General features: G+C 59.7%; 18 protein-coding genes and 1 pseudogene. 11 read left to right on the top strand and 8 right to left on the bottom strand.

The genetic code is table 11. The features are described 5' to 3' along the window. Positions 1-109 precede the first annotated feature (109 nt). The 6 genes from PSRA_RS05155 to PSRA_RS05130 all read left to right on the top strand — a co-directional run bounded on the left by PSRA_RS05155 (position 110) and on the right by PSRA_RS05130 (position 7,240). Positions 110-307 carry a hypothetical protein gene (locus tag PSRA_RS05155; RefSeq protein WP_094660889.1) on the top strand — a complete coding sequence of 66 codons (198 nt, stop codon included), beginning with the start codon at positions 110-112 and terminating at the stop codon, positions 305-307. Positions 308-322: 15 nt separating this feature from the next. Beyond that, positions 323-1,156 carry a VirB6/TrbL-like conjugal transfer protein, CD1112 family gene (locus tag PSRA_RS05150; RefSeq protein ID WP_143516340.1) on the top strand — a complete coding sequence of 278 codons (834 nt, stop codon included), beginning with the start codon at positions 323-325 and terminating at the stop codon, positions 1,154-1,156. Positions 1,157-1,217: 61 nt separating this feature from the next. Continuing rightward, positions 1,218-1,568: a PrgI family protein gene (locus PSRA_RS05145; protein WP_245834913.1), complete on the top strand. Its 351-nt coding sequence runs from the start codon at positions 1,218-1,220 to the stop codon at positions 1,566-1,568. Continuing rightward, positions 1,565-4,183 carry a VirB4-like conjugal transfer ATPase, CD1110 family gene (locus PSRA_RS05140; protein WP_245834908.1) on the top strand — a complete coding sequence of 873 codons (2,619 nt, stop codon included), beginning with the start codon at positions 1,565-1,567 and terminating at the stop codon, positions 4,181-4,183. The genes PSRA_RS05145 and PSRA_RS05140 overlap by 4 nt, the downstream gene beginning before the upstream one ends. Next, entirely contained in the window at positions 4,180-5,730 is a 1,551-nt protein-coding gene (locus PSRA_RS05135; protein ID WP_094660832.1) for a hypothetical protein, read from the top strand. The genes PSRA_RS05140 and PSRA_RS05135 overlap by 4 nt, the downstream gene beginning before the upstream one ends. A 106-nt stretch (positions 5,731-5,836) precedes the next feature. After that, a complete protein-coding gene (locus PSRA_RS05130; protein ID WP_094660831.1) occupies positions 5,837-7,240 on the top strand; it encodes a zinc-ribbon domain-containing protein in 1,404 nt (467 codons plus the stop codon). A 105-nt stretch (positions 7,241-7,345) separates the two neighbouring features. Here PSRA_RS05130 and PSRA_RS09165 read toward each other — a convergent pair whose 3' ends face one another. Beyond that, complete coding sequence (locus PSRA_RS09165) at positions 7,346-7,975, bottom strand: hypothetical protein (protein WP_143516339.1); 630 nt, start codon at positions 7,973-7,975, stop codon at positions 7,346-7,348. A 271-nt stretch (positions 7,976-8,246) separates the two neighbouring features. Between PSRA_RS09165 and dcm the strand changes: the two genes are divergently transcribed. Both dcm and PSRA_RS05115 read left to right on the top strand, forming a co-directional pair. Further along, positions 8,247-9,578 (top strand): DNA (cytosine-5-)-methyltransferase, encoded by a 1,332-nt coding sequence (gene dcm / locus PSRA_RS05120; protein ID WP_094660829.1) that lies wholly within the window; start codon positions 8,247-8,249, stop codon positions 9,576-9,578. A gap of 27 nt (positions 9,579-9,605) precedes the next feature. Further along, positions 9,606-11,036, top strand: coding sequence for an MvaI/BcnI family restriction endonuclease (locus PSRA_RS05115; RefSeq protein ID WP_094660828.1), 1,431 nt, complete (start codon positions 9,606-9,608; stop codon positions 11,034-11,036). 215 nt (positions 11,037-11,251) lie between these two features. On the opposite strand, the pseudogene PSRA_RS05110 reads toward PSRA_RS05115, so the two are convergent. Then, positions 11,252-12,013 (bottom strand): annotated as a pseudogene (locus tag PSRA_RS05110) (transposase); the annotation flags it as partial. A 367-nt stretch (positions 12,014-12,380) separates the two neighbouring features. Here PSRA_RS05110 and PSRA_RS09160 point away from each other — a divergent pair. From PSRA_RS09160 to PSRA_RS05095, 3 genes are read left to right on the top strand one after another with little or no spacing between them, the layout of a single operon-like run. Next, positions 12,381-14,336, top strand: coding sequence for a hypothetical protein (locus PSRA_RS09160; protein ID WP_143516338.1), 1,956 nt, complete (start codon positions 12,381-12,383; stop codon positions 14,334-14,336). Then, positions 14,336-15,199 carry a hypothetical protein gene (locus PSRA_RS05100; protein WP_143516337.1) on the top strand — a complete coding sequence of 288 codons (864 nt, stop codon included), beginning with the start codon at positions 14,336-14,338 and terminating at the stop codon, positions 15,197-15,199. The genes PSRA_RS09160 and PSRA_RS05100 overlap by 1 nt, the downstream gene beginning before the upstream one ends. A 17-nt stretch (positions 15,200-15,216) precedes the next feature. Beyond that, entirely contained in the window at positions 15,217-15,984 is a 768-nt protein-coding gene (locus PSRA_RS05095) for a DUF6339 family protein (protein WP_094660824.1), read from the top strand. Positions 15,985-16,172: 188 nt separating this feature from the next. Here the strand turns inward: PSRA_RS05095 and PSRA_RS05090 are convergent, their stop codons facing one another. From PSRA_RS05090 to PSRA_RS05065, 6 genes are read right to left on the bottom strand one after another with little or no spacing between them, the layout of a single operon-like run. Then, positions 16,173-17,996, bottom strand: coding sequence for a VirD4-like conjugal transfer protein, CD1115 family (locus tag PSRA_RS05090; RefSeq protein WP_158216327.1), 1,824 nt, complete (start codon positions 17,994-17,996; stop codon positions 16,173-16,175). Beyond that, a complete protein-coding gene (locus tag PSRA_RS05085) occupies positions 17,993-18,394 on the bottom strand; it encodes a hypothetical protein (RefSeq protein WP_143516336.1) in 402 nt (133 codons plus the stop codon). Before PSRA_RS05085 ends, PSRA_RS05090 begins: the two co-directional genes overlap by 4 nt. Beyond that, on the bottom strand, positions 18,391-18,783 hold the full coding sequence (locus tag PSRA_RS05080; protein ID WP_094660821.1) for a hypothetical protein: 393 nt from the start codon (positions 18,781-18,783) through the stop codon (positions 18,391-18,393). The genes PSRA_RS05085 and PSRA_RS05080 overlap by 4 nt, the downstream gene beginning before the upstream one ends. Continuing rightward, positions 18,780-19,871, bottom strand: coding sequence for a DUF3801 domain-containing protein (locus PSRA_RS05075; protein WP_094660820.1), 1,092 nt, complete (start codon positions 19,869-19,871; stop codon positions 18,780-18,782). Before PSRA_RS05075 ends, PSRA_RS05080 begins: the two co-directional genes overlap by 4 nt. After that, on the bottom strand, positions 19,868-21,304 hold the full coding sequence (locus PSRA_RS05070; RefSeq protein WP_094660819.1) for a relaxase/mobilization nuclease domain-containing protein: 1,437 nt from the start codon (positions 21,302-21,304) through the stop codon (positions 19,868-19,870). Before PSRA_RS05070 ends, PSRA_RS05075 begins: the two co-directional genes overlap by 4 nt. Next, positions 21,292-21,666 carry a MobC family plasmid mobilization relaxosome protein gene (locus tag PSRA_RS05065; RefSeq protein ID WP_158216326.1) on the bottom strand — a complete coding sequence of 125 codons (375 nt, stop codon included), beginning with the start codon at positions 21,664-21,666 and terminating at the stop codon, positions 21,292-21,294. The genes PSRA_RS05070 and PSRA_RS05065 overlap by 13 nt, the downstream gene beginning before the upstream one ends. Between the last annotated feature and the right edge of the window lie 260 nt (positions 21,667-21,926).

The raw sequence follows: 21,926 nt of genomic DNA, 5'->3' as shown, positions 1-21,926 counted from the left end.
AGACAATGGCGGCGCAGGACACACCACCAGACGAAAAGGAGAAAACATGTCACTTGCGCTCACCAGCTTCGCCTCCGACGCCATCGTGCTTGCGGATGGCAGCAGCTCCATGCTGACCACGGTCCTGGAGCTGTTCACCAAGTTCGCCACCATCGGCGGCGCCCTGTGGCTCGTGTGGGGCGCCATCACCCTCGCGGGCGGTCTCAAGGACCAGAACGGCCCCCAGTTGCAGAGCGGCATCTGGCAGTGCCTCGGCGGCGGCATGATTATCGGCGCGGCCGTGCTCTTCGGCACCATCTCCGTGTAAACGGGAGGCCATGCCTTGATCGACTGGATAGTCGCGATGCTCAACGCGTTGGGCGGCGGCGTCGACGACGGCACGGTCAACCTCCTCGGGAACACACCGGCGGAGTACAACGAAACCGTCTATCAGTTCGCCCTCAACGTCAATGACGTCGCGGTCAAGCCAGTCGCGGCGGTCATACTCTCCATCATCTTCACGCTGGAGCTGGCGAAGGTCTCCACCCGCATCGACGGGGATCGCCAGCTCGGTGTGAAGATCGTCGCCGCCGCCATGTTCAAAATCGCGCTGCTTTTGGTCGCGGCGCAGAACGCGAAGCTGTTCCTTGACGCCATCAACGAAATCACTACCACGATTTTCACTGGCATCACCGACGCCATGCCCGCAGGCACGTCTGCGGCGACGAACCTTGGCGATGGTATACGCGACCAGATTGACAGCCATGACTACATGGGGCAGGCGGGCGCCATGCTGATTCTCGTCTTCCCGTTCCTTGCCGCGAAATGCGCCCAATTGGCGTTCCACGTCATCGTGCTGCTGCGTTTCTTCGAACTGTATCTGCTTACGGCCTTCAACTCGCTTCCCATCGCCTTCCTCGGCACGGACGAGACGAAGCCCATGGCCATCGGGTACTTCAAGAAGTACGCCTCCACATGCGTGAAGGCGGTGACGCTGTTCATCGGCGTGTGGATCTACCGCTCGTTCATGTCGACGTTCTCCATCGCCTCCTACGACGGCTCCAGCATCGCCGGATGGTGCATTGGCAACCTCGGCGACTTCCTGATGGCCAGCGTGCTCCTCCTGGGCATGATCGGCCTATCCAATGGCGCCGCGAAGGCACTCGTCGGGGAGTGACGACGCTCCGCATGCCCGCGCATGGGGCGAGACTACAGAAAGGGAATTCATCGTGCTCCAGATGCACGTCTACAAGGAAATCAACACGCTTGAGCCAAAGGTCATGTGGGGCCTGACATGGCGGCAGATGCTCGCCGCAGCCATCATCGTACTGTCCGGAGGCGGACTGTGGGCCGTTTTCTACTTCCTCCTCAAACAGCCGGACGTGGGCATGTATGCGGTCTTCGCCGTATGCACGCCGATAGCCGCCTACGGATGGTGGCGTCCGCAGGGGCTCAAACCGGAGGTCTACGCACGCTATGTTCTGCGCCATGTCGCCGGGCAATCCGTGTACCTACTCGATGGCAAGAAGCCACGCCAGACAGCGAACAAGAAGATGGCATACAAGGAGAAAGGAAAGAACGCACTGTGACCACGGCACCCATCATGCCCACCCAGACTCCCGGGCAGGCACCCGGATACGCATCCGGCCAGATGCCCGTGCAAACCCAGGAAGCAATGCAGGCGCAGATGCAGGACGCAATGCCGATGAAGATGCCCATGTCGGCGGCAACGCCCACGCCCATGCGGATTCCGCTGCAGACGGCAGGCCTAGCGGCGGTTCCTGTCGCAGCTCCTGCAGCGGAAACGCAGCCGGAGCCGAGAGGGGAGAAGAAGGCGAGCAGAGGACATCGAAAGGCCGCCAAGAAAGCCGAAAAGGCTAAGAAAGCGGACACAAAGCGCAAGAAAAGCTCATCGTCTTTCAAAACCGCCAAGCAGATGATTCCCTACGAATCCATGGCGGAATCTGGCGCTTGCTATCTGGGCGACGACCGGTGGAGCATCACGATGTCCATCAGCGACGTCAACTACCAGATCAGCCCCGAGGAACACCAGATGCAGATCCTCGACGGCTGGGCCAAGTGGCTCAACAACTTCGGCGAGGGATCCACAGTGCAGATCGGAATCATGACGCGCATCCTGGATTCGTCCGCCATCACCGAGCAAATCGCCATGCGTACCAGAGACGATGGGTACGACGACCTGCGCCAGGCCGAGAACCAGATCCAGCATGACAAGCTCTCCGGTCTGGCAAGCAACACGCGCACCGACAAATTCGTGACAATCGCCATCACCGAGCCGGATCCCGAGCGTGCCATGCTCACGCTCAACCGCATCGCCCTCGATGCGACGAGCCAGCTCCACGGCCTTGACGGATGCGTGGCGCGACGTATGGACCGTGTGCAGCGTCTCGACCTGCTCGCCAAGTACCTGCGCCCCGGCGAGGAATCCGGATTCGATGAGCGGAGCTTCGCCGCATCGAAACTCGCGACCAAGGATTACTGCTGCCCGTGGGCCATCGATACCAAGGACAAGCGCATGCTCACGCTTGTCTCGGGGCAACGCGAGACCTACCACCGCACGCTGTGGATCCGCGAATACCCGCCCGAGCTCACCGACCAGCTTGTTTCCGAGCTCAGCGGCATCAAGGCGAACATCAACGTTGCCATCCATCTCAAACCCTACGACCGTGGCGACGGCCTCGAACTCGTCAAGCGCACCGTGGCCGAGCTCGACATGCAGGTCATGAGCCAGCGACGGAAGAACATCAAGCAGAACATGCCCGAGGACCAGATGCCCCACGACCTGGCCGATGCCAAGGAGCAGGCGGACGAATTGCTCGACTCCCTGCAACGTTCCAACGAGCGCCTGCTGGATTCCATCGTGGTGATCGGCGTATCGGACGATGACAAGGCGCTGCTCGACCAGCACGTGAAGGACGTGACGGCCGCGTGCCGGCGCCTGTCGTGCGTGCCGGAGTCGCTGGACTACATGCAGATTGAGGGACTGCAGGCCGAGCTGCCGCTGGGCGTGCAGCCGCTGCCCATGAGCCGCACGCTGACCACGAACTCCGCCGCGATCCTGATCCCGTTCACCACGCAGGAGGTGTTCGAGCCGTCGGGCGTGTTCTACGGCACGAACGCGCAGTCCGGCAACCCGCTCGTGGTGGACCGGCGTCTGCGCATGAACCAGAACGGGTTCATCCTCGGAACCACCGGTTCCGGCAAGTCGGCGTCGGCCAAGTCGGAGATGACGAACATCTTCCTGGGCTCCGACGACGACATCGTGATCATCGACCCGGAGCACGAGTACGGCGCGCTGTGTGAGCGCTTCGGCGGGCAGGCGATACGCATCGCCGCGGACTCCGACCAGCACATCAACCCCATGGACGTGGAGCTGGGCAGTGACGAGGGCGACCCGCTGCGCCAGAAGACCAGCGCGCTCATCGCCATGCTCTCCGCGCTTCTGGGCGGTTCGGACGGCCTGGACCCCATCGAGAAGAGCCTCATGGATCGCGTGGCGCTTGACCTGTACCGGGCGCGCGTCAATGCGCCGGAGTTCACGACACCCACGCTGGTGGACCTCGCCGCCGCGCTGGAGGCCACCGGTGAGCCGGAGGGGCACAGGCTCGCCCTCGCCCTGGGCCAGTACACGGAGGGATCGTCGGCTGGTTTCGCCGGGCGCACGAACGTGAGCCTCGACAACCGGTTCGTGGTGTTCGACGTCAACGGTCTGGACGGCGAGATGAAGACGTTCGGCATGATGGTGGTGCTCGACCAGGTGTGGAACCGAGTGATCCGCAACCGCAGGCAGAGGCGCCGCACGTGGCTGTACGCCGACGAGTTCCACCGGTTCTTCAGCAACCCGTACGCCTCGAAGACCTTCCTCGACATCTTCAAGAGGGCGCGAAAGTGGGGCTTGGGAGTGACCGGTATCACGCAGAACATCGAGGAGCTGCTCATCAACGATGACGCGCGCCTCATGCTCGCCAACGCGGACTTCCTGCTGCTCATGAACCAGAACTCCACGGACGCCGACAGCCTGTGCGACCTGCTGCGACTCTCCGCAGAACAGCGCGCGTTCTTCACCGGCGTCCAGTCCGGTCAGGGCCTGCTCAAGTCCGGGGCGGCGTACATTCCGCTCGATGGGCGCATCCGTACAGACAACCCGCTCTACAAGCTGTACAGCACGAAATTCGGAGAATGATGACGAAGAGCACCAGCCACCGTTCTGCTTCCTCGAAAGGTCTGGCGTCATCCGCGTCTGCGCAGACAGGCAAAAGCATGAATGCGAAGGGCGTGAAGAAGCGTCGCAGCGAAGGTTCCTCGCCGGTTGGCGCGGTATCAAGCGTGTATTCACGCATGGGCCGCGTCTCGGGCGGGGATGAGGAAGACCAGGCGTCGAAGCATCTATCGACGTTTGCCTCCGGTGCGCGTGGCGCGACCAAGTCCAGTGCCGCTGCGGTCAAGGGTGGTGTTCGTGTGTCGAAAGCAGCGGTGTCTGCTTCGAAAGCGACGGTCAAGGGCGCCAAGGCGGCCAAAGCCGGAGCCAAGAAGGCCTCCGATGCTGCCAAACGAGCGAAGGCTCTCAAGAAGCAAGGCAAGCTCGGGTCGACCGTCAAGAACGCCGGGCGGGGAAAGATTCGCTCTCTTGCGAGGAAGGGCAAGGTCGGAATCAGGAAGGCGCCGAAGGCTATTGCCAAGAATGGTGCGAAATTTGCGAGGAAGGGCGCGGTCAAAGGTTTCAGGTTCAGCGCTACGAAAGGCATCCCTGGAGCGTATAAGGGAGCCGCGGGCGGTGCCGGGGGCGTCATGTCGCGCATGGCGGGAGACGATTCCACCGCCCAGGCCGCGGCACAGGCGACCGATATGCTGCTGAAAGCACCTGACGGTGCCGTGAGACTGGGACGCACTGCTTTCCATGGAGCCAAGAACGCGCGGAAGGTCGCGCAAACCATGAAGAATGCGCCCAAGGCTGCGCGGGCGACAATGAGGGCGGCCGCGAAAGCCGCCCAGATGGTGCGGGCCATCGCCGCGAAGGTCGCAGCGGCCGTGGCGTCGATGATTGCGGCTGCTGCGCCCATGATGGGCATCGTCGCCATCGTGGGTGTGGTGGTGGGGCTCATCATGAGCATCATCTCATGGCTGCCGTCGTTCATCGGCGGCAGGGAACAGGACCGCTGGGACTCGTACTGCATGTGCCAGGCGGCGCAGGACGGCGCCGCGCCCAACCGCGAGGCATGGCAGACGGCGAAGGATAACGCGGCGGACGTAATCGGTTACAGGGATTCCGATGTCGAGGACGCCGACGTGTTGAAGAAGCTCAAGGATGATTACAACTGGCCGCTGACGGATCCGGCCGCGTGCAACGAGCATGACGAGCCGGAAGACAGCAAGAGTCTGGCCGCGGAATGGAGCGCGGCCTCGGGCAAGTACCTGAGCCAGGCGCAGCTCATCGACGCGGATGCCGCGGCTGTGCGCGAGTCCCGGCAGAAGAAGCTGGGCAACGACGCAAGGAAACGAGTCAGCGACAAGCTCACCACAGCCCGGCAGCTGCTCTCGGATTCCGACGGCAAAACCCAGGACAACGAGGTGCGCCAGACGCTGACCGACCGCATCAATGAGGCGCGGGCGTTGGTGGACTCTGGTTCTTATGATCTCAGCCGTCTTGAAACGATGGAGTCAGACTTGCAGGGGGCGATGGATGACGTGAACGCGAGTATGAAGGAGCGGGAGAAGAGTCAGGCGGGGTGAGAGGTGAGTGTTGCGAGTCATCAGATTGCCTAGACGGGAGGGGCTACAGCGTATGATTCTGTACACCCTTGGCTGTTGAAATCGTATTGAGGGAGGCTGATGCGGCATGAGGAGGAAGACTCAGAGCGAGTTCGTCAGTGAGGTTGCGAAGGTTCTTCCGAATGTCCGTGTCGAGGGCGCATATGTGAATTCGAGGACGAAGGTCGCGGTTTCGTGCGTCGTGTGTGGTTACAAGTGGCAGGCCAATCCTTTTGACTTGATTCGTGGTCACGGGTGTCCGAGGTGCGCGGGGAAGGAGAGGAAGACTCCGGAGCGTTTTGAATCCGAGATTGCGGCGGTCAACCCTGGGATTGAACTGATTGACAGTTACAGGAACACGTCTACGAAGATGCTGGTTCGATGCCGTACTTGCCGCTTCGAATGGTTGGCGAACCCGAGTACGCTGCGCGTCGGCATCGGTTGTCCGTCGTGCGCTGGGACTTTGAAGAAAACCCGGGATATATTCGTTCGCCAGCTCGCGCAGGTGAATCCTGGCATTACCGTTCTTGGGGAGTACCGGAACAACAGGACGAAAATCCTCGTCAGATGCGACAGATGCCATCACGAGTGGAGCCAGACTCCACACAACCTGCTTGACTCCCGGTCTAGGTGCCCTCGGTGCGTCCACTCATCCACTTCGTTCACCGAACAATACATCATTGGTTTCCTCAAACAGCTCGATGGCATTGGCAAGATTCTGGAACGAGACAGGGACGTCATCGGCATGGAGCTGGACGTGTACGTTCCCAGTCTTCGCCTCGCATTCGAGCCGGGTTCTTGGGTATGGCACCGGAACAAGCTTGCAACGGATGCCAGGAAGAGGTCGTTGTGTGCCGCCAAAGGCGTCCGCCTGGTGACCATCTACGATGAGGTGCCGTTGGACGAGACTCCGCAGGCGGAGAACGTGTACTGCGTCCCCTATGATTTCAAGGTCAACAGGGATCGCAGGGGACTGCAGGATTTGCTCATCTCGGTGACGTCTGCCGCGGCAGGCGTTGATTTCTGCGGTTCGGTGGACTGGCAAGCGGTTGAGGATTATGCCTATGCGCATTCCGTGTGTGGAGGTACGGAGGACTTCGTTGCAAAACTGGCGAAGCGTAGTCCCAACATCGCTGTGATAGGGGAATACAAGGGTTCTTCGCAGCGCATTCAGGTTCGATGCAAGGTCTGTGGATTCGAATGGTCGTCGCGCGCGGACACGCTTCTTGAAGGGAACAGCGCGTGCCGGAAATGCGGGCAGCGAAGCTCAGCAAAGAAACATCTGAAATCGCCAGAGGAATTCGTAAGGGAAGTGGCGGAGGAGAATCCCACGGTCGAGTTGACGGGGCGTTATCGGAAAGCGGCGGAGCGAATCGGTGCCAGGTGTAGGCTGTGCGGTTACGAGTGGTCTCCCGTAGCCGGCTCTCTTGTGGGGAAGCATCGCTCCGCTTGCCCTAGTTGCTGGGGTGGGAAGAGGAAACCGAAGTACTAGCGGAGCCCTGTACCGGAGTGTGGTGCGGTTACTTGTGAGGAGAACCGCGCCACATTCCTTTTTGTGATTTATCTGAATTGGTACGGTTCTTTGCGGGAAAGCTGATTAGCCGGCTGTTTCGACCTTCGTGAAATCAATAATGGGTGGGTACAGGGAGCTCACCGTGTTTTTAACGGCATCCAAGTCAGGGTGCTCGTACAGAAATTTTGTTGTCCCTGCCTTCATGGTCTTGAGGAATTGATAAAGATCCAGATTGACACGATAGATGCATTGTTGGTCGTTCTCATTTGTTGTCAATTCCGATATTCCGTTCCCGCCAACTGCGTCTGCGGTATGTACGGTGAATTGGATTGCCTTATAGGGTATTTTCTCTTCTTTCTGGGGAGTATTGGTGCCCTCGTGCAGATAAACACAGCGAAGTTGATAGCAATCAGATCCATTGAAATAATCGTCAACGGTGTCGTCTGTTGTCTTTTGCGCAGCTGCCTTGTGCCATGAAGAAGTTCCCGGGCGGGGCCCGCGGAACGAGAAAGGCTTGACATATGTATCAAACCATTTGGCGTATCGCTCTCCGACCCCTGTGTCAGGCCAGAGTCGGCCACCGCAAATGTCGGGTATCGTTAGCGCAAGAGTTACGGCAGAGATGTACGCTCCTCCATGGAATGCCAGGAGAGCATCGTTCATCCTTCCACTGATGGATGTGTCGATTATTGTCGGGAACTTCGCTTGCTCCATGTCCCACCTCGGCGTCCTGGTACGAGCTTTACTATTTATTGCTATTGCTAACCTATATCTGTGTGATTGTCAGCGTGTCGGCATGGTGTCTGTCGCGGGTATGCGATTGCTTTCTGTTCTGGTGAAGGACGGGGCATCTTTGCAATCACCGTCAATCGCACGAATCATCTGTTACTGCAGCATTCTCGTGATTCATTGATCGGTGTTCGCTGTGCTTAGTGTTTGATGTCGCTGGGTTAAAATGTCAGCATAATGACATATTATCATCCCTATGAATACCAATGGAGAATTGCTCGATTCGAAGGATGACCCTGATGAGCTCATTGCTCGGCTCAGGGAGTCTATGACCCGGCGTCAGCTTGCCGAAGCGCTGCATGTGTCGTCCTCGACCGTGGAGCGTTGGGAGACGGGGAAGGTACAGTGCAAGCTTGCCTATGTGCCGGCTCTCCGCGACCTATATTACGGAACGACGCATGAAACGGGCATGGATTTTACAACAATAGATCTGTTTGCCGGCATCGGAGGCATCCGCCGCGGTTTTGCGCAGAACGGTGGACATGCCGTGTTCGCCTCGGAATGGAACGAATTCTCGATGCGGACGTACCGTACGAACTATGGGTTCGCAGAAGATGTCGCTGGTGACATTACCAAGGTAGACGCTACGTGCATTCCTGATTGCGATGTGGTCTTGGCCGGTTTTCCATGCCAACCTTTTAGTGTCGCCGGAGTTTCCAAGAAGCGTAGTCTTGGGCGGGAAACGGGATTCCGAGACAAGACGCAGGGAACGCTGTTCTTTGATGTGGCGCGCATCATAGCGACGAAACGCCCGGCGGCTTTCATGCTGGAAAACGTGAAAAACCTTACTTCGCATGATCATGGTCGCACCTTCAAAGTCATTCTTGAGACGCTTCGTGATGAGCTCGGTTACGAGGTGCATTGGAAGGTAATCGATGGACAGCATTTCGTCCCCCAGCACCGTGAGCGCATCTACATTGTCGGTTTCAGATCCCCGACGGATTTCACGTGGGATGATTTGAGCTTTCCTGAGCGTAAACCCGTTCTCGCGGACATTCTGCACAAGACCGATGGGACCGAACCGTATCTCGAATGGGATGGTGACAGATTCTTCGATTTCGAGCATCAGAGGGTTCAGGAGAAATACACGCTCACGCCAAGGCTTTGGCAATACCTCCAAGATTACAAGAAGAAACACGAGGCTCTAGGTCATGGGTTCGGCTACGGTCTTGTCACTCCGGACATGGTGTCGAGGACTCTCTCCGCAAGATATCACAAAGACGGTTCCGAAATACTTGTGGCGCAACCGGGCGATCGACCTCGTAGGCTTACGCCGAGGGAGTGCGCTCGTTTGATGGGATATCCCGATGACTTTCGTATCCCAGTGTCCGACACCCAGGCATACAGGCAGTTCGGCAATTCCGTCGTGGTGCCTGCCGTCGCTGAGGTCGCGCGGATTATGAAACCGCATCTTCTCAAGATTATGGGTGAGAACGCTTATCCTGTTGTTGAAGAGGATGAAATTGAGGTGAAGGACGCAATCCGCAGGGCGAGGGAACGAGCAGTGGACGGCGCGAGCCGCGACTGATCTGCAGAGCGGTTGTATCGTTGAGTCATGGAACATGATGGCAGCGACAATGATGTGCAATGGTATGACACCATAACCATCGAGCAGGTCAGGGATGAATTCACCGCCGTAGGCGCGAAGGTGGTCTGGGCGAAGCTCATGGGACGGAACAACAATTCCAAACAGCAAGTCTGGTTGGCGGGCGATCCTTCCGATTTGTCCTTCTTGCCCCTTGGCGTGCCGTCGTATAACGAGGGCACGTCGAGGAAGAAGAAGGCGGGGCCCTTGGTTGTCAGGATTCCTGTCTCATGGAATTGGGTTGTCCCTGGCGTGGGAAGGTTCCTCGCGCCTGATGCGAAGTTGTGTTACTACCCTCAGTATCCAGAGGTGCGTTTCTCGGGTTTCCTACGGGGATGTTCTATGGCGCCGAACGAGCTGATGGGCCCCTCAAAACGCGGATTCGAAGAAGGGAGGGTGCTGTTCTTCGCCACGGTAGACATCGATGGGGAACATCCCACGGTGGTCGCCATGGTTGTAGGGGCTCCTTCGCCTGCCGCTGCCTATATGTATGCGTTGGGTGCTGATGCCGCAGGAAGGCCGAAACCGGTTGTTTTCCCCGGCATGCAGGTGTTAGACGAGATTTCTGTTCTCGAAAACGCACTCAAGGGCTTCGTGGGAGAGAAAGTTGTTCCCTGCAGACTTCTGGGAGACGGAACCGTCATCCGTCCATATATTGCGCAAAACGCAGCGGGCTTCACCCTCGAGGCCGAGATGGGGGTTGGTGAGAATTCGGTACCGGGCCCTGATTTTGATGTTTGGGAGCTGAAGGCTATCAAGCAGGTAAATCTGTTGAAACGACATAATCATAAGGTCACGCTATTCACGCCACAGCCTGATCGTGGCTGGATTACCGAACACCCCCAGACGGATTTCGTACTCAGGTATGGGCATGTGTATAAGACTAATGAACAGGGTAAGCCGGTCTCGTACTATTTCACATCTGGCGATTTTGAGGGAATCGGAACGGATAAGCCGAGTGCGCGGCTTAGGATGCAAATTGAGGGATTCCGAAATTCGAAGGACTTCGATCCCTCGGGAATGATCGAACTCGTTGATAAGGAGACGGGCGAGGTGGCTGCGGGCTGGTCGTTCATGAAGTTGCTTGATCACTGGCAGAGAAAGCACAATCGCGCCGCCTATATCCCGTATGCCAAGGAAGGTGACGGCGAATCAACGCTTTTTGAATTTGGCCCTTTGATTACGCTTGGAATCTCTACGAGTTTCGGTTTGTTCCTTCAAGCCTTTTCTGAAGGCAAGGTGGTGTTTGACCCCGGGGACAAAGCGGTGCTCAGGGATGGCAAGTGGGTCCCGCACAGCAGAAGCCAGTTCCGTATCAACTTGTTTGATATCGGAGCGATATATCAAGAGACGCGCTTCATCGACATCAGGGATGATGATGCTGATGATGGTCAACGGTGATTCCTTCCGCCAGTATTGTCATGAGAGTAAGTGCAATTCCCGAGATACTGATTCTACGGACAGGGCTTCTCAGCATGCTTGCAAAGCCGATTGGATTCCATGTCTGCGTAATGGGATCATCCTCTTGGCGATTCTTTTCGGCTCGTCGTTGTTGCTAAGGTGGCGGATTCTAGTGGTGGTCGCAACATCTTTGTTGTCTATTGGTGTTCATGGTATCGGTCGGCGACGTCGGCGGGCCTGTCGCCGGTCATGACCATGGGCTCGGGGAACCTGGGGCGTCTGGACTGGCCGTCGCCCCGAGGCCTGCGGGCGGTGCGGCCGCGGCGCATGGCCTGCTTGAGCTGGATGCGCAGCTCGCCCCTTCCCTGCACGTAGATGGCCTGGTAGATGGTCTCGTGGCACGCGTTCATGCTGCCGTCGCCGGGATGCTCGAGCCGGAGCCTGCCGGCGATCTGCTCGGGGATCCAGTGCGTGTCCAGGTCCGCCCGGACCTCGTCCCACAGTCGTGTGCCGGGCGCGATCTTGCGGTCCTTGGGGCGTTTGAGGCGGTGGGTGGCCTTCTGCTGGGCGCGGTTCGGGCCGTACCCGCCGCCGATGTCGTCGGCGTTGCGGTGCAGTTCGCGGCTGACGGTGCTGGGCGCCCTGCCGAGGGTCCGGGCGATGGCGCGCACGCCGCTGCCGGCGCGGTGCATGCCGGCGATGGTGATGCGCTCGTCCAGGCCCAGGTGCCTGGCGCAGGTGGTCTTGGGCTTGTCCATGTCGCCACGGCACCAGTCCGCGAGCGGCCGTTCGTTGCGGCCGGTGGAGCGCGTCCTGCCGTTGCGCGAGACCTTCCCGGTGCGTTTGGAAACCCCGACGGCGCGGGCGGCCTGGGTGAAGTTCATGCCCCCGTGCACCAGCTCGAGGTATTTCGCGCGCCTCGCCTCCTGCATGTCGCGTAGCTTGTCGTATTCGGTTCCGTCGAACTCGTACACCATGTCCCGGCTCCTTCCAAAACCCATGGTGTTGCGGCGTTCACTAGGATTCGCCATATTGATGGTTGGGCATTGGGGGCACAGTGCGGTTGGGTGAAGAAGAAGATAATTGTCGGATACTTGACGGATAAATAACCGATATGTAGAATAGGAGACATGGAGGAAACAAAAAATGATAGATTCCGAAGACTTGCGAAAAGTCGCGGAACTCGTCTGATTAGGGAAATCCAAATATTGGGAAACCTGTCGAACAGGAAGAACTACGCATATACCTCCGCGGAGGTTGATGCTTTGTTTGACCCAATAGAGGATGAGCTCAAGCGGGTTCGTGGCTTGTTTGCAGATTCGGAGAAAGATATGGAGAAATGAAATGACCAAGATGGAGCATTATGGTTTTGTTTTCAAACCCAATGGAAATTCTGTGCAGGGTGCAAAAATCCCAGGTGCAGAGGTCTTCGGAAATGATTCGGTTGTAACAGCTCTCGCGCGTGAGTTGGGGCAGAATTCCCTCGATGCAAAGTTGAAGGATGATGACTCTCCCGTGACCATGGTCTTCGAGCTCAGGACTGTCCCGACTACCGAGATTCCTGATGTGGAAAATCTGCGACGACACGCTAACTCTTGCGCTCGGCAATATCCTGACGCTCCGGAACTTCAGGATGCTGTTGATTGTCTGAATAGCGAGACTATCGATGTCCTTCGAATCGGCGACTACGGGACCAAAGGGTTGACTGGCAGTGAGAGCCTTATCGAGGGGCGCGATTCTGTTCTTACAGCTTTGACACGAGGATCAGGATTGAGCGTCGGGAAAACCGATGCGGGAGGTTCTTTCGGCATCGGTAAGGCGGCAGGAATTCTTGCTTCTCGTGCTAGGACCGAATTGTGGGTGACGAAGCCTTACGACTCACCTGAAACTGTTTTTGCGGGAGCTTGCCAGTTCACTACTCATCAAAAACCCGGTTCGAACGATCCTTGCGATCTCCTCGGTGCGATGGGAGTATATACATCTCAAGATCTTCCCAACGATTTTCAATATTTGCGGAACCCGCGTCCGTTTGGTGGGTTCCCGGAAAGAACCCAATCCGGCACAGATACCTATATCCTCGGATATAAGCGTGGCGCGGACGGGGAGGGATTCCTCGATGTGCGAGATGCCATGATAGAGAATTTCATGGTTGCCATCAGTCGCGGACGCCTTGTGGTTAAAGGACATGGTGACGGTCTGTCGTGGCGCCTTGATGCGTCGAATCTCGAAAAGCAGATCGGATCAATGACGGATGAAGCGACTCGTGGAGCGATGCTCGCTTACTATCGTGCAATCCAAGAAGAACCAGTTGTCAAGGCAATTCCGAGGCTGGGTGAGGTGAAACTCTATATCAATATCGATGATTGCATTCGAAAGAGGCTTGACGTGCTCTGTGTGCGCAAGCCGCTTATGAAGGTGCATCATTTTCGTTTGAATTCGCTTTCTGCTGCTTTCGCTGCCGTGTTCGAATGTTCCTCCGACGAAGGTAACAAAAGGCTCAGGCAGATGGAATCTGCTCGACATGACCAATGGGTCGCAACTCGCGGAACACCGGAACAACAGAAGGAATCTAAGCGGATTCTCGATGACATCAGGAAATTTGCTCGAGAAGAGATAAACGCAAGAACGAAGCATGAAATGGGAGATGTCCTCAAAATCAAAGGGCTCAATCTGCTTCTACCTGAAGATTTGCAGCATGCGGACAAGACAAAAGTCAAGGGCACCAATCCTGCTACCGGTGACGGAGACGCCAGAGAGGCCGCAACTCTTCAAGGCAAAGAGACAGAGGGAAAGAGCACCCCTGTTTCAGCGGGGAAAGCGGTTCCCATTAGCGTGATCAAGCCCGCAACGGCTGGAAGTGGTAACGACCAAGTGACAACGGGCAAACGCCAACATGGAATCAATCATCGACCTCCACACCCCGGTCCGCAGCCGGGATTCCCGGCCAAAGGTCATCCGGACAATGAAGGTAAATCGTCCTTGAAGAGCAACAGTCTCAGCATGCGTTATTGGTATGAGCCAGCAACAAATAGCTATGTCTTGGTACTGCGTTCAGTAACGGGAGTTGCGGAGAGCGGTATGCTGCGTCTCGTTGCTTCGCTCGACGGGCAGTTCGATAGGAACTCCGTTGATGTGAATGTAACGAGTGCAGAAGATATCACCGACGATGCGGGCACAAGAAAAGCGTTGACCGTGATTAACAACGGCATCCGAGATGTAACCGTGAGTCCCCAAAAACCGACACGCCTACGCGTGCACGTAGATAACCGAATTCGTCTGCAATTGGGAGTGGCTGACTAATGACTAATACAACATCGTATCCGATTCCTGTCCTTGGCGGTGGAGTTCCTGGAAACTCCGACGTTGCCTCGCGCTGGGAAGTCAAGGATATCACTGTCGAGACCATGACGGAGGATGTCCCGATTCGCATGCGTGTATGTTGTGACGATCCTGATTTGAAGAAGCTCCTTGATGCTGGGGACGTGGCAATCAAGGCGCGTTGGGACTGCCCTTCGACCTTCTCATCCGGATATCTCGATCTTTCGAAGATTCAACCGCATGCGGATGGGGCGACCTATGAGTCAAGTATCGATCAACGAATGATATGTAACTGGGTAACTGTCAGCATATTTGTGGTGGCATGCAGGAATATCCCGGGTTTTCACTGGGAGCGACAGCATCCTGATTACGGTGACGCTGCTTTCGATGTGAGTGCAGGGGATCTCCTTGCGGTCCCGCAGCAATTCTCGTTCATACCGGAGAAACTTTATGATCCGCAGCGCCCGCCTTTGAATTCAATCTTCAATATCGTGCGCGACAACAGTCGTAAAGAAGGTATCAGGACAGAACTGGGACAAGATCAGATTGAAGTCCAATGCGGGAAAGACTTGTTTGATAACCTGCAACTTTGGACCTCTGCGAGACTCCAATTGATGTCGGTCGTTTTCCCGGCGTTGATTGACGCAATCGGTTATATGCAAGAGAACGAGGCACTTGGCGAAAACGGCGACCTTTCGATGAAGTGGTGCAGCACTTTGCGCGAGCTGATTCAGTCGGCAGGCTTGAAAACCGATAAACGTCCTTTGGAATTGGCTCAGAAGTTGCTCAGGCAACCGATAGATGGGTTCCTGGACGAGTATACGAACCAGATAAAGGGCCAGTAGGGTAACGAGGAGGAATCATGAATGACACTACATGCAAGAAACAATTCAATAAGGACGCCGTCACATTGCTCCGTCTCAAACTTAAGGAATGCGATACGTTCGAGGACTATCTTGCTTCCGTCGATGAGCTGTCGAATGATGACCATTATCTGCTTGACAGGGATGCGATAGAACTTGATTCACCTCTTTCTGCGAGCGACGCCGATGGCAATAACGCTATCGCACTGTTCACTGCGGTGGGAGCCATCGATAGAGTAAACGCAACAATTCCTGGGCTTTGGACCTACCTGGCATTCAACACGTGTCGTCAATATATGCTGGAACGTTGGAATCCCGGAAAATCAGGGAACTGGAGACAGCGAGTCAAGGATCGTTGGTTGTTGCCAATCGAGCCGAACCGAGGAAACCTTGTTAGGCATGGAATAGCTCGACTGTGGTGGGCGGCGGAGCTCACGATAGATGATTCGTGCGAACATGTATTGAGCCGTGAAAAGCAGGATCCTTATGCGTATACGCGCTGGATCTTCGAAGTGGAAGATCGGTGGCTCCAGCTCTTTGATCGTTCTGTCGGACAGAATAGCGAAGTGCTCTGGGCGGTCCTTGACTCGATGCAGAAAGACAGAAGCACACCCCAGTCGGCGCTGGCGAAAGCCGTCGGTCGCGATCTTCTGCTCGCAATGTCCACGCGCCGACTGGATGTTCTGCCACCGGACGAGCTGAGAAACGCTGTCGACACTATTCGGGAAGAGGCAAGCAGGGAAGTACTTGCGTCTCGTAAGAAATAGCGAGAAGGTTGGTGTGGCGGGTGTTGCACTGTCGCTCTCCACGCCAACCTCCCGTCCGCTCTCCGTCGCGGAATAGTCATGTTTCCAGTGTCTGAAGTACAACGCTGGTGTGGCCGTTTTGATGTGTATAGACATGTCGTAAGGGGCGCTTCCAGCCGTTCGCTTGGACAAGAAAATACTGGAGTGCTCTATTCCTGCTGGGTGAAACGCGTCGTTGGCGCATCGCTGCGAATCGCCCTACTGCGCTCTATCGACCTTCCACACCCTTCGTCCCCGCCGATCTTCCTCGACAAGAACGGCGCCACGCCGCGTAGCAGGTACACGCATTCGTCGCTGGGGATGACGCCGAGTTCGTCCGGGGTCATGAGCTCTCGCCCCGTGCGCTGGTAATTGATGGTGAATCCGCCGGTCTGTCCTTTGGACTGGCTGGTGGTGCGGGTGTCGATGGTCTGTTTGCCCAGGCGGTCGCTGATCCACTTCGTGGTGGTCTCCTCGTTGCCACCGAGGAACAGCGTGGAATCGCAGTTTCCGGCGATGGTCTCCCACTGCTCCTTGTACAGCGCCTTGAGCTGGGCGAGGTTCTGCACCACGATGCTGGCCGAGATGCCGCGTGAGCGAATGGTGGCGATGAGTGTCGGGAAGGCTGGGATTTTGCCGATGTTGGCGAACTCGTCAAGGAAGCAGTGCATCTCGCGGTTCAGACGTTGCTCGGGGTTGGCGTCGGCCTGCCTGACGGTGGTCTGGAAGAGACACTGGTAGAACACGGCGGCGAGGAAGTTGAACGTGGCGTCGGTGTCGGACAATATGAGGAACACCGCGCTCTTGCCGGCGTCAAGCTCGTCAATGTGGATGGTGTCATCGGCGAGGATCTCGCGCACCTCGTGGATGCTCAGCGGGCTGAGCCGGACGCCGAGGGAGATGATGATGCTTTTCTTCGTTTCCCCTGCGCCCTGACTGTAGCGCCGGTAGCAGCGCAGGGCGAACCGTATGCCCTCCAGCACGCGCCTGGCATCGTCGTCGCATCCGGCCCATTCCGATTCGGCGGCCTTGTCATACACGTCCTGCGCGGATTCCATGAGGATGTCCACGGGGCTCTTGCTCGTGTCGTCCTTCTCGTAGGCGTCCATGAGCTCCAGGAGGTCGGTCACGTCGTTGAGGCTCGGCTCGTGTGCCCCGATGCCGGTTTCGTCGTCCCAGCCGTCCGCGTGCCAGCGGGTAAAGTACACCCAGGCGATGAGCGCGGTGAGCAGCGTGCGCTCCGCCGCGCCCCAGAAGCTGTCGTCCCGAGCGTTCTCCGCGGTGGTGTTGACGATGATGTTCTCCGTGAGCTCGCGGATGGATTTCTCGGGGTGCTCCGCGTCGATGTAGCGCAGGGGGTTGAAATGGCCGGAGTGCGACATGGACTTCAGGTCGAGCGCGTGAACCATGTACCCCGCGTCCTCCAGCGGCCTGCGCATCTCGGCGCACAGCTCGCCCTTGGGGTCGGTGACGACGTAGTTCATGCTCATCTGCCGCATGTTGGGCATGATGTAGTACCTGGTTTTGCCCGAGCCGGACGAGCCGATGACGAGAGCGTTGAGGTTCCTGAGCGTCTTGCGGGTGTCGAGCGAGAGACGCTCGGTGCGCGTCATGAGCAGGTTCCGTGCGGACGTCTTGTCGACGAACGTGGCGATGTCTTTGCGGGAGCCCCATTCGGCCGACCCGTTCTCCTCGCCGTCGCGCATCTTCTTGCGGCTTGCCCACCGGTAGAGCAGGAACAGCGCGACGAGCGCGATTCCGGCGAAGCCCCACGCAGCGTCCGCCTTGGCGAAGCTGGGGCTGAACGGCGCGTTCTCAAGACGGTCGAACATGTGCTCCACGATGTAGCCCATGTCCGCGCCGGATTCATGGTCGGTTCGGATCTGGGCTGCGGTGAGGTCGAACACCCACCATGCCGCGAGGCAGGCAAGCGCCGTCATGACGATGGCGGGTGTCTTGTTGGCTCCCTTGGTCGATTCGGCTCGGGTCTTCATTCTCGTGTCTTCCCTTCGCGGCTGTTGCGGGTGTCGTTTGCACGGCGTATGCCTCCATTGGCGCATTCGTCCGCGCTCCCGCCGTCGGCGGAGGCGCGGCGTTTGGTGGCGACGTGCCGGATGGCGTCGAGGAACTGCGCCGCAGTCCTGGGGCGGGTTCCCGATGGTGGTGCCGTGGGCTGAGTCGGCTGCGTGGGTCGCGTTGTGCTCTGCGTGGCGGCGGGGCGGATGCGCACGAGGGGAGCGTCGTGCCAGCGGATGGCCGCCTCGCCTCCGCACATGGCGGCGACGAGGCGGCCCAGTCCCGTTCCGGTGCCGACGATGCGCACCGCGCCGGCCGACCCGGCGTCGATGCCGTCCGGGTCGGCCGTCACGATCATGTCGGGACTGCGGGTCATCCTTGCCCGCGCCAATCCGCCGACGTGCCGGTGGCGGCCGCCTGGAGCGCCACGTACCAGCCGACGTCCTCGGGCTGGCGGGCGTCGTGCCTGGCGAGTCCCACGGCGAAGATGCGGCCACCGTCGCCGGGATCTCGGTCGATGAGGTACTCGGCGGTTCGCCCGGACGCCCGCAGCTCGACGGAGTCCTGTGCGCCCTCGGGCGTCACTGCGGCGACCCACAGGCGGCTTCCGTCGCGTAGCGTGACGATGCGCGGGACGCCGGTGACGTGGCCGAACACGAAGATCGTGTCGCCGTCCCGGCGCTCGTCTATCGCCGGCGCTTCCGGCGTGCTTCCGTTCCGCGCGGCGGCCGTGCCTTCCTCCACGGCGCCGTCCCGCCCGCTCATCGCGCTCCCTTCCTCGGCTGCTTCCTGCTGCGCTCCGTTGCATTGCGGGCGGCATCCCCGGCCATGCGTTCCTTGACGGTTCGGCGCACCGCGTCGAGGATGTCGGCGGTGCTCCTTTTCGGCTTGGACGCGGGGTTCTCAATGCTGTCCGCGAGGCTGTCGACCGCAGGCGTGGAGCGTTCCGCCGCGGCGGAATGGATCGCCGCGCCCACGACCGGCACCGCTGCGGCTGCGGCAGGTGCCAGGGGAGAGGGAGTGGGCGGCGCGTCCGCCTGTGCCCTCGTGGCGCGTCCTTCGCCGGACTCCTGCGCCTGACGGCGTTGCTCCTGCCGTTGCGTGCGGCTCTGCCGCGACTGCGTTTCGGCGTTCGCGGGCGCGTCTTGCGTCGGCTTTCCCGGCTGTTCTCGCCCGCGCTCCTTTTGCGACTGTTCGGCGGGGGACTGTTCGGCGTGGTTCTGCTCGGTTGTCGTCTGTCCGGCGGGCGTGTTGGCGGTGTCCGTCTTTTCTGCTGCGGGCTTCGTGGCGGTCGTCTGCGTGGGTGCCTCTTGCTCCGCCGCCGGTTCAGGTGTCGGCCGCTCCGCATCCGGCGCTGGTTGCTCCGCCGTCTGCGCGGATGCGGTGGGCGTCTGCGGCGCGGCCTTCTTTTGGTCCTGCACGAGGGGCGCCTCCAGCGACGGCATGTCGATCTTCTGCCCGAGCTGCCGTTCGAGTGCCTTTACCGTGGTGCGGACGTAATCGAGGTCCTTGCCCTGGAACACGATGCCGTGCTCGCCCGCGCCGATGTCCTGGAGGGCGTAGGCGACGCCGCTCCTGTCGAGCGTCGTCTTGATCGCGTCGAGCGTCCTGTCGCTCAGACCGGTGAGCGGGTGCAGGTCCTGCCCGGTGCCATACAGGCGGCGCAGGTCCACTTGCCCGCTCAGGGGCTTGTCCACATGGCGCAGCCACAGCGCTTCGATGCCTTTTGCGCCAAGGGAGAGCACGCATGTCACGATCTGCGCCATCCCCAGGGCGACACCGCCCAGTCCGTTCGCGGCCTGGCCCATCGCCTGCGTGGCGAAGCCGTCGGCCACTCCTTCTTCGGAGATCATCTTGTCCTGTCCTTTCCTCCCGCCCGGCGGGCTTGTGTTTCCTTATGGGGCGTCCCGGCATGGCGCGCGTGCGCCCGCCTCAGGTCGCCCAGATCCCGTTGCATCGCCTCAATCTCGCGTTCGCGCGATTCGAGCGCGGCGAGGCCGTCCGCGTCGGGCGGACGCCCCTCGGCGATGCACTCGTCGTTGGCTATGAGCTGCGCCTGCAGCCCGGCGCGCGCACGGCGGATGTCATCTTCGAGCCCCTCCATCGCGTCAGCCAGAGGGCTGCTGCCGTCAGTCGCGCGGATCGCGGTGTCGAGTCCGCGCACGTCGTCGCGCAGCCTGTCGAGCTTCCTCGCCTGCCGCATCCACGCCTCACGCTCTGCCTCGGTGCGGCCTGCGGGAATCGTCCGCCATGAGTCCGCCGCCATGCGTTCGAGCAGCGCCTCGGGGCGTTTGAAATGCGCATACAGGTCTTCCGTCGCCACGGTGCACAGGTACGCGCCGTCCTTCGACAGCACGGTCTGCGGTTCGTTCGTCGGCAGGAACGCGCGCCATGTGCGCCCGTCCTTGATGACGCACCGCATGGGCACGCTGATGCACTGGCGGCGCCGCGTGCCCGGCAGCCACACGACGGCATGCCCGTCGCCCTGCTCCCTGATCATCGACGTGTCGAAGCTGATCTGGCTCACGGCGCACCGGCCCATGCGTGCCATCACCGTGTCCTGCATGTATGCCATCCCCAGGCGCGAGTCGCGCACCCTGAGTCCGCTTGCCGCGTCCTCGTACACGATGTGCTGGCCGCGCACCGTGACGCGCATGCCCGCCGCGCCCAACAGGGCGGCGAAGGTGGGGAAGTCGCGCGCGTTCTGCGCGGCGATGTCGATTGCTTGGCGCATGGACGACTTGACGCCGACGCCTTTCGCGCTGGCGTAGATTTCGGCGAAGCTGCAGCCATGGCGCCGTTCGATGGAGCGTTCTATGACGCTCAGCCCCTCCCTGCGGCACAGATCGTCGGACACGTCGCGCCACTGAAGGATCGAACGGCGTGTCAGGCGCATGTGCCGTCCGGTCGCCGGGTCGGTCGGGCATAGGATGACGTGGTTGTGGATGTGCTCGCGGTCGGTGTGCGTGGCGATGACGAACCGGTGTCCCGGCGCGATGCGTTCCATGAGCTCCACGCCCAGGGAGTGCGCCCGTTCGGGCGTCACAGGGTCGTCGGGGCTGAAGCTCTGGATGACGTGGTAGGCGAGCACCGAGCCCTTGCGTGGCGCGTTCCTGCCATGCGCGAGCGTGTCGAGCATCTGCCGGGCGAGCTTCTCGGGGTCGCCCTCGCCGGGGTTCCACGACGCTGTCACGAGCTGGCCGCCCTGTGTCTTCGCTCCGTTGACGATGTAGCGCACGGACAGGTTCAGCGTGGCCTTGACCTTGCCCATCTTCACGACTGCCATCCTGAGCCATCGATCCTGTCCTGCGCGTCCTTGCAGATGCGTGAGAGGATTCCGACGGCCTCGCGCAGCAGCGACTCCATCTCCTGCACGTCGCCGGGCTCCCGATGACCCCGCGCGTTCACGCGGTGCGCCACCTGGTTGACGTTCACGCCGATTCTGGCGACCTCATGCGCGAGGCGGTCGGTGTCGGCGGGGATGACGACGCGGCGCACGGAGCCCCACATGAGCAGCTCCCGCGCATGTGCGGAGAACGTCCGGTGCCCTCCGCCCGCGCGCCACAGGGCGCAGGCCTTGCCCCATTCCTGCTCCGTGAAGTAGACCTTGCGCACCACGGGCCGGCTGCGGCCGTCGCGCCAGCTCATCGCCCGCCTCCCGTCTTCCGGCGGGGCGCGGGTATCGGGTCCGGGTGTCCCGCCGTCCCCGGCACGCATGTGCCGGGGCAAGCAGCGAGTGAGGCCTCACTCGCGTTGCTTGCTACGAATTTTCCGTTTCCTGTTTCGAGGTGTGCCGTTCCGGCGTTTTCCGGCATTCCGTTATGGCGTCCGGCCGTGTCCATGTCGTGGCCTCCTTTCGGGTAGGGGGGCGAACCGTGGTTCCTGCTGCCGCCATTGTGGGGGACGGA

Origin of the sequence: Pseudoscardovia radai (assembly GCF_002259605.1) — a bacterium.
Lineage (GTDB): Bacteria > Actinomycetota > Actinomycetes > Actinomycetales > Bifidobacteriaceae > Pseudoscardovia > Pseudoscardovia radai.
The sequence above is the reverse complement of the archived record's forward strand: the minus strand, read 5'-3'. Positions and strand labels throughout refer to the sequence as shown.